Source organism: Oribacterium sp. P6A1 (assembly GCF_000702885.1).
Taxonomy (GTDB): Bacteria; Bacillota; Clostridia; order Lachnospirales; family Lachnospiraceae; genus Oribacterium.
Map to the genome: position 1 here is coordinate 1 of NZ_JNKO01000054.1, position 7,195 is coordinate 7,195.

Here is a 7,195-nt window from a genome sequence, read left to right on the forward strand (position 1 = left end):
CAGTTTTCAAGGCACGATAAAGATATGGCCCGGTGGCTCAGTCGGTTAGAGCGCCGCCCTGTCACGGCGGAGGTCGTCGGTTCGATTCCGTCCCGGGTCGCTAGTAATCGCAAGATTACGATAATTAAATATTAAATGGATGGGTTCCCGAGTGGCCAAAGGGGGCAGACTGTAAATCTGTTGTCACTGACTTCGGTGGTTCGAATCCACCCCCATCCAGTAGAAGTTCGAAGGAACTTCACAGTTGTTTTCAACTGAATGGGGTCTTAGCTCAGCTGGGAGAGCATCTGCCTTACAAGCAGGGGGTCACAGGTTCGAGCCCTGTAGGCCCCATTAAATTTTGAAAATAACACAAATCGAATAACGCGGGATGGAGCAGTCTGGTAGCTCGTCGGGCTCATAACCCGAAGGTCGTAGGTTCAAATCCTTCTCCCGCAATTAAGAGAGATCACTGTAGAGTGATCTTTTTTTGTACTATAAAAGTGTAGATGTTAGAGCGTAATTAACTCTCTGACATCTACACTTATTTTTTGTTGCAGAATTAACTGAACCATACATTCTGTAAAAGCAACAAACATCAAGTTCTACTTGATTGAAAATCAAGAATTATACTTGTATAATTTATTAAGTTATTACATGTGGAAGTTTGCACAAAAATAGTTTATGGGAAAGGAGAAGTTGGAAATGAGAATAGGTATGTTAACCAGTGGCGGAGACTGCCAATCATTGAATGCAACAATGAGAGGAGTCGGTAAAGCATTGTTCAATTTGTATGATAATCTCGAGATATTTGGTTTTGAAGACGGTTATCAAGGTTTGATATATTCCGAATACCATAAATTGGAACGTTCAGACTTCTCCGGAATACTTAATATAGGTGGAACCATACTTGGAACGTCAAGAACACCATTTAAACAGATAAGAGATAAGGATGAAAATGGTTTAGATAAAGTTGAAGCCATGAAGCATACATATAGACAGCTTAGATTGGATTGTCTTGTTGTATTGGGTGGAAATGGTTCTCTTAAAACTGCAAATCTATTGGTACAGGAAGGATTAAATGTTATTGCCTGTCCAAAGACTATAGATAACGATCTTTGGGGAACCGATATGACATTCGGATTCCATTCTGCTGTCAATATAGCTACTGAAGCAATTGATTGTATACATACTACTGCAGCATCTCACAAAAGAGTGTTTATAGTTGAAATAATGGGTCACAAGGTTGGACTAATGACATTATATGCAGGACTTGCAGGTGGTGCAGACATTATTCTTATACCGGAGATACCATATCATCTTGATGTAATATGCAATAAAATATCCGAAAGATATAACCGCGGATCAAAGTTTTCGATAATAGCAGTAGCTGAGGGAGCAATTTCCTATGAGGATTCTTTACTATCAAAAAAAGAATACAAGAAAAAAATGACAAACAGAAATTATCCTTCTGTTTCTTATGAACTTGCTGATCAGGTATTTAAAAAGACAGGAATAGAAGTAAGAGTTACTGTTCCTGGACATACACAAAGAGGAGGGGCTCCTGTACCATACGACAGGGTTCTGGCTACGCGTTTCGGAGTTGAGGCAGCCAAGCTTGTTAAAAACGGTGATTACGGAAATATGGTAGCATTGGTAAATGGAAATGTAATTAAGGTTCCGCTTAAAGAAATAGCAGGCAAACTTAAGACTGTAGACCCAAAGTCTCAGATTGTAAATGAGGCCAAGCTTTTGGGTATATCTTTTGGAGACTGACAGAATATTATAATATAAATGTTACAAATGAGGTTTTTAATTGAGTTACACTGCATTATACAGAAAATGGCGATCACAAACATTTGATGAGGTAAAAGGTCAGGAACCTATTACCGAAGCATTCAAAAATCAGATAAAAACCGGAAGAATAGGGCATGCATATTTATTTTGCGGCACCAGAGGAACCGGTAAAACATCTGTTGCCAAAATATTTGCAAGAGCTGTAAATTGTCTTAATCCGGTAAACGGAAATCCATGCAATGAATGTGCGGTATGCAAATCCATACTTAATGATTCCAGTATGAATGTAATGGAAATGGATGCTGCATCGAACAATGGTGTGGATGATATCAGACAAATCAGAGATCAGGTTCAGTATCCTCCTGTTGATGGAAAATTCAAAGTATACATCATAGATGAGGTACATATGCTCAGTCAGGCTGCATTCAATGCCTTTTTAAAAACATTGGAAGAACCACCGGAGTATGTGATTTTTGTCTTGGCAACAACTGAACCAAATAAGCTTCCGATCACAATTTTATCAAGATGTCAGAGATATGATTTTAAACGTATTTCTACTGAAACCATAGCAGGGAGATTGCGAGAAATATCTGATGCTGAAAACATTGATGTTGAAGATGAGGCATTGCACTATATCGCAAGAGTTGGTGATGGCTCAATGAGAGATGCTGTTTCTCTGCTGGATCAATGCTCTGCATTTCAATTTGATCACAGAATAAAATATGATGATGCATTAGATATACTTGGATCTGTGGATACATCAGTTTTTTCTGATATTATCAGGGCATTAAATCAAAAAGATATAAAAAGTATTCTGGATATTATTTCCAAAATGATAGAACAGGGAAGAGAGATAGGGCAATTTATATCTGATCTTATCATGTACATAAGAAATCTTCTTCTGGCTAAGACTGTTGATAATCTGCAGGGACTTGTGGATATGTCAAAAGAAAATCTTGAACGTTTGAAAAGTGACTCAAAACTGTTTTCAACAACGGAGTTGTTAAGATATATCAGAATGCTAAGTGAATTGAGTAATCAGATTAGATACTCTACTCAAAAGCGTATATTGCTTGAAACAACACTTATGAAGCTGGCATATCCCGAGACAGATGCAAGCCTGGATGGACTGAATGCCAGATTAAGTGAGATAAAAAGAGAGATATCAAATTTTGATATAAGCAGCATATCTGTTGACCGGTTAAAAGCATTAAACGAGGGTGAGAACACAAATTCCAATGAGTTAAAAAGGATAAATACACCTTCAAAAGTCGCTTTACCAAAGGCACAATATGATGATTTACAGTTACTGAAGAAGGACTGGAGAAATATCTGTATAGCAGTTCCTTCATCGGTGGTTTCGGTTGCTTTAAGAGACACTTTTGTAAAACCTAATAAGGATCGGGATGGAATGGTTATTGTTACCAAAAGCAGAGGCAGCTATAAAATTATTTCAGAATCTGATTCAAAGGATATGTTATGTAAAGTTGTGGAAAACAGATATAATAAATCAATAAAATTCAGTACAGAGTTATCTGAGGAAAAAGAGAACTCTACTATATATGTTACTGAAGATGATTTAAATAAAATTAATATCAATATAGAAGTAGAAGGGTAAAGGTAATTAACATGGCAAAGCATGGCGGATTTCCCGGAGGAATGCCGGGTATGAATATGAACAATCTTATGAAGCAGTATCAGCGTATGCAGAGAAAGCTTGAAGAGACACAGGAAGAGCTGGCTAAAAAGGAGTATGTTGGTCAGGCAGGCGGCGGTGCTGTAAAGATAACTGTTACCGGTGAAAAGAAGGTATTAAAGGTTGAAATAGATAAGGATGCTGTGGATCCTGAGGATGTGGAGACATTGGAGGATATGATTCTTGCAGCTGCAAATCAGGCTTTGGGCGAAGCTGATGAAGATTCACAGTCACAGATGGGTAAGCTGACCGGAGGTCTTGGTTTTTAATGGAATATTTTTCAAAAGATATTTCAAGACTTATCAATGAGCTGGCACACCTACCGGGAATCGGCCCAAAGAGTGCACAAAGATTGGCTTATCATATTATTAATGGTCCAAAAGAACAGGCAGATCAGTTGGCTGATTCTATATTAAAAGCCAGAAATAATGTTCATTACTGTAAGATATGCTGTACACTTACAGATTCGGATATCTGTCCAATATGTTCTTCGGATAAACGTGATCACAGTCAAATCATGGTTGTTGAAAACAGCAGAGATATGTCTGCTTATGAGCATACCGGAAAATACAATGGAGTATACCATGTTTTGCATGGAGCCATTTCTCCGATGCTGGGGATAGGACCTGAGGATATAAGATTAAAGGAACTTATGGCCAGACTAAAGGATGATATAGAGGAAGTTATTATAGCTACAAATTCTTCATTAGAAGGCGAAACCACAGCAACGTATTTGACTAAGCTCATAAAACCTCTTGGAATTAAAGTGTCGCGTATTGCTTCGGGTGTTCCTGTAGGTGGAGACATTGAAAATATAGATGAAGTAACATTATTACGTGCATTAGATGGAAGAATTATTTTATAAGTACTAAAAACTGCTAAGGAGTAGAATATTTTAATGGATAAGTATGAGTTTAACATCAAAGCAGAACAGATGCGCAAGATGGCAGATCAGGGAGATTATATTACTGCAATGCAGATTGCAGATACTATAGACTGGAGACGAGTAAGAAATGCTAATCTTCTGGCTTCCGTAGCAGATATTTATGAACATAACAAGGAATATGCTGAAGCAAAGGATATTCTTCTTCTTGCATTTGAAAGGGCTCCGGTTGGAAAAAGATTTCTGTTTAAATTGACAGAGATATCGGTAAAGGCCGGACATATTCAGGATGCTCAGGAATTCTATAGAGAATTTTGTGAGATGAGTCCTGATGATTCCAGACAGTACTTACTCAGATATATGATTCTAAAATCAAAAGGTGCTTCAGCAGAACAGTTGATAACATCTTTGGAAGAGTATACTTCGGTTGATGTTGATGAAAAATGGTTATTTGAGCTGGCAAAACTCTACTCTGAAGCCGGTTATGAAGAGGATTGTGTAAAGACATGTGATAAGATCATGTTGTTATTTGGTCTTGGACAGTATGTAGATAAGGCAAAGGAGCTTAAGCAAAAGTACAGAGGTGTCTCCATTCAGCAGCCTGAACCTGTTGTTTCTGAATCTTCGAAGGATATTGAAAATCCGGAAGAAAATGATACATACGAATATATTGAAGATGATGCAAAAAAGTTTGAAAGCATGGAGTCCGATGAATCGGAAGATTCTGAGGATGAGATTCAAATAGTAGATGATATTGAGGTTCCTGAGGAGACTTCTAAGGTTGAGCTGAATAATTATCATATGATAATTGAAGCCAAGACAAGAGAAGAAGGATTTAAGATTGCTGTTAATGAAATAAAATATTTCCATGATAAATATGGATATGATTTCAAGGTGGCAAAGACAAACTCGGAAAGACTTAATGAAAAGGGATTTTCTGCATTTAAGTCAAAGATTGAAGGTAAGGATCTGATCATCGAAGACGCCGGAGCGTTGACATATAAGGTAGTAGATGAAATTGATGAGTATATTGATTCATTAGAGGATTCAAGTTCGGTAGTTCTTGTAGATGTTATAGATCACTTTGACAGAATGGCGGAAGACAGACCTTTGTTTATTAAGAGATTTGATCTTGTATCTGATATAGATGATGAAGAAGATCTCGTAGAGGATGTTGACCTTAAGGATTCAAATGACAATCCTGTAAACGAAGACAGAGATGAAGATATAAGTTCTGTACAGACTAATGCAGAGAGACCTCGTGTAAACTATGATAACAACAGAGTAAAAACAATAGACGATATAGTACATATTGAAAAGAGCAGTATATCTGAAACGAATGACTCGGATGAAGAGACATTACCAAAAGATTTTTATAAAGAAATGGATATAGATGATTTTGCTACCTATGCACAGACCTATGCAAAGCAGATTGATTGTGTCCTTCCGGGAAAGACTGTATTGGCTCTATATGAAAGAATTGAGATAATGCAGGAGGATGGTATAGCCTTAAATAAGGCAAGTGCCGAAGAGCTTATAGAAGAGGCTGCAGATAAGGCAGAAAAAGTTGGAATCGGTAAGAAACTGACAGGAGTATTTCATCCAAAATACGATAAAGAAGGAAGACTTATACTTAGAGAAGAATGCTTTGTAGGCTGATTTATGACAGATATTATTGAAATATTAAAAAATGACTGGCTCCAGATAAGCGTGGTTACCTTTATGGTAATCATGCTTATATTTGGTTATTATAAAGGGTTGATTAAAATGTCATCCAATCTGGTTTCATTGATTTTATCGGTGATATTAACCAAAAGTCTGAGATCATATTTCCAGGATTGGATAACAAACAATGACTGTATAAGAACGTATGTAAACACAAGAATTCATGAAAATATTGCAAATAATGTAGAAAAGATTACGGAAACAACAAATACAAATGAAATTATTACGAATGACTCAATAACTTCCCAAGCAATAAAAAGTGTATTGGAAGCTAATAATAGAGGTAATGCAGACAGCCTATATGAACTTTTAGGACTGGACAAAATAACAGAATCAATAGCAGATAAAGTAACAGAGTTTATTTTATCTGTTATTACTTTTATTGTCCTGCTGATAGTGATAACTATATTGATAAAGATCCTTTTCAAGCTGCTGGATAAGATTGCTGAATTGCCGGTACTTACAGCCTTTAACAGAATATCGGGAAGCATGCTTGGTTTGATTGAGTCTATACTATATATTTGGATATTTTTTATAATAATAAGTTTATTACCACAAAATGACTTAGTTGCCAGTGCCGTAGAACAAATGAACAGAGAAGGTACCTGGATTCACTTTTTAAAAGAGACCAATATTTTTATAAAGATATTTGAATCAATCATGTCTTAGATGTATAAGTGGACATTTTGAGATAAAAATGTGGAAAACCATCACACATAATAATATATAACATTAAATAAATTCAGGAAGTGACGTTATTTCGTGCATAAATCATGTGGAAAAAGGTCACTTCCTTTTTAATAACAGTAATCGGATGTTATAATTCGGATAGTTTTATAAGAGATGGAAAGTATAGTAGATAATAAAGTACTAATGGAAAAGAAAAAAATAAGAAAAGTGTTGACACTTATAAAATCATCTGATATATTCCCATCTTTGACAGTACAAGTGTCTATTAAGTCTCAGGATTGGCTCTATAAGCCATTCCCGAGACTTTTGTTGATTTTCGCGAAGTGCGTAATTATTAGTTGTTCATGGCTGTTCTTGCCCCTTTCGCCCACCCCTTTTGACGTTTTGATAATAATTAACTTTCACGGTCCCGCCCCGACGCGAAA

General features: G+C 36.5%; 6 protein-coding genes and 4 tRNA genes. All 10 read left to right on the top strand.

The genetic code is table 11. The annotated features are described in order from the left end of the window. Positions 1 to 26: 26 nt before the first annotated feature. The 10 genes from T515_RS15385 to T515_RS15430 all read left to right on the top strand — a co-directional run bounded on the left by T515_RS15385 (position 27) and on the right by T515_RS15430 (position 6,749). Positions 27 to 100 (top strand) — tRNA-Asp (locus T515_RS15385). Between the two features lie 37 nt (positions 101 to 137). Then, a tRNA-Tyr gene (locus T515_RS15390) sits at positions 138 to 219 on the top strand. A gap of 41 nt (positions 220 to 260) precedes the next feature. Further along, positions 261 to 333, top strand: a tRNA-Val gene (locus tag T515_RS15395). Between the two features lie 31 nt (positions 334 to 364). Beyond that, positions 365 to 438: transfer RNA gene (locus T515_RS15400), tRNA-Met, on the top strand. Positions 439 to 684: 246 nt separating this feature from the next. After that, complete coding sequence (locus tag T515_RS15405; RefSeq protein WP_036613149.1) at positions 685 to 1,755, top strand: 6-phosphofructokinase; 1,071 nt, start codon at positions 685 to 687, stop codon at positions 1,753 to 1,755. Between the two features lie 40 nt (positions 1,756 to 1,795). After that, the gene (gene dnaX, locus T515_RS15410) at positions 1,796 to 3,394 is read left to right on the top strand and encodes a DNA polymerase III subunit gamma/tau (protein WP_036613151.1); all 1,599 of its coding nucleotides are present in this window, start codon (positions 1,796 to 1,798) and stop codon (positions 3,392 to 3,394) included. Between the two features lie 11 nt (positions 3,395 to 3,405). Continuing rightward, on the top strand, positions 3,406 to 3,741 hold the full coding sequence (locus tag T515_RS15415; protein WP_036613153.1) for a YbaB/EbfC family nucleoid-associated protein: 336 nt from the start codon (positions 3,406 to 3,408) through the stop codon (positions 3,739 to 3,741). Next, positions 3,741 to 4,337, top strand: coding sequence for a recombination mediator RecR (gene recR / locus T515_RS15420; RefSeq protein ID WP_036613156.1), 597 nt, complete (start codon positions 3,741 to 3,743; stop codon positions 4,335 to 4,337). The genes T515_RS15415 and recR overlap by 1 nt, the downstream gene beginning before the upstream one ends. A 33-nt stretch (positions 4,338 to 4,370) precedes the next feature. Beyond that, a complete protein-coding gene (locus tag T515_RS15425; RefSeq protein ID WP_036613159.1) occupies positions 4,371 to 6,014 on the top strand; it encodes a tetratricopeptide repeat protein in 1,644 nt (547 codons plus the stop codon). Between the two features lie 3 nt (positions 6,015 to 6,017). Beyond that, the gene (locus T515_RS15430; RefSeq protein WP_036613162.1) at positions 6,018 to 6,749 is read left to right on the top strand and encodes a CvpA family protein; all 732 of its coding nucleotides are present in this window, start codon (positions 6,018 to 6,020) and stop codon (positions 6,747 to 6,749) included. Positions 6,750 to 7,195 lie beyond the last annotated feature (446 nt).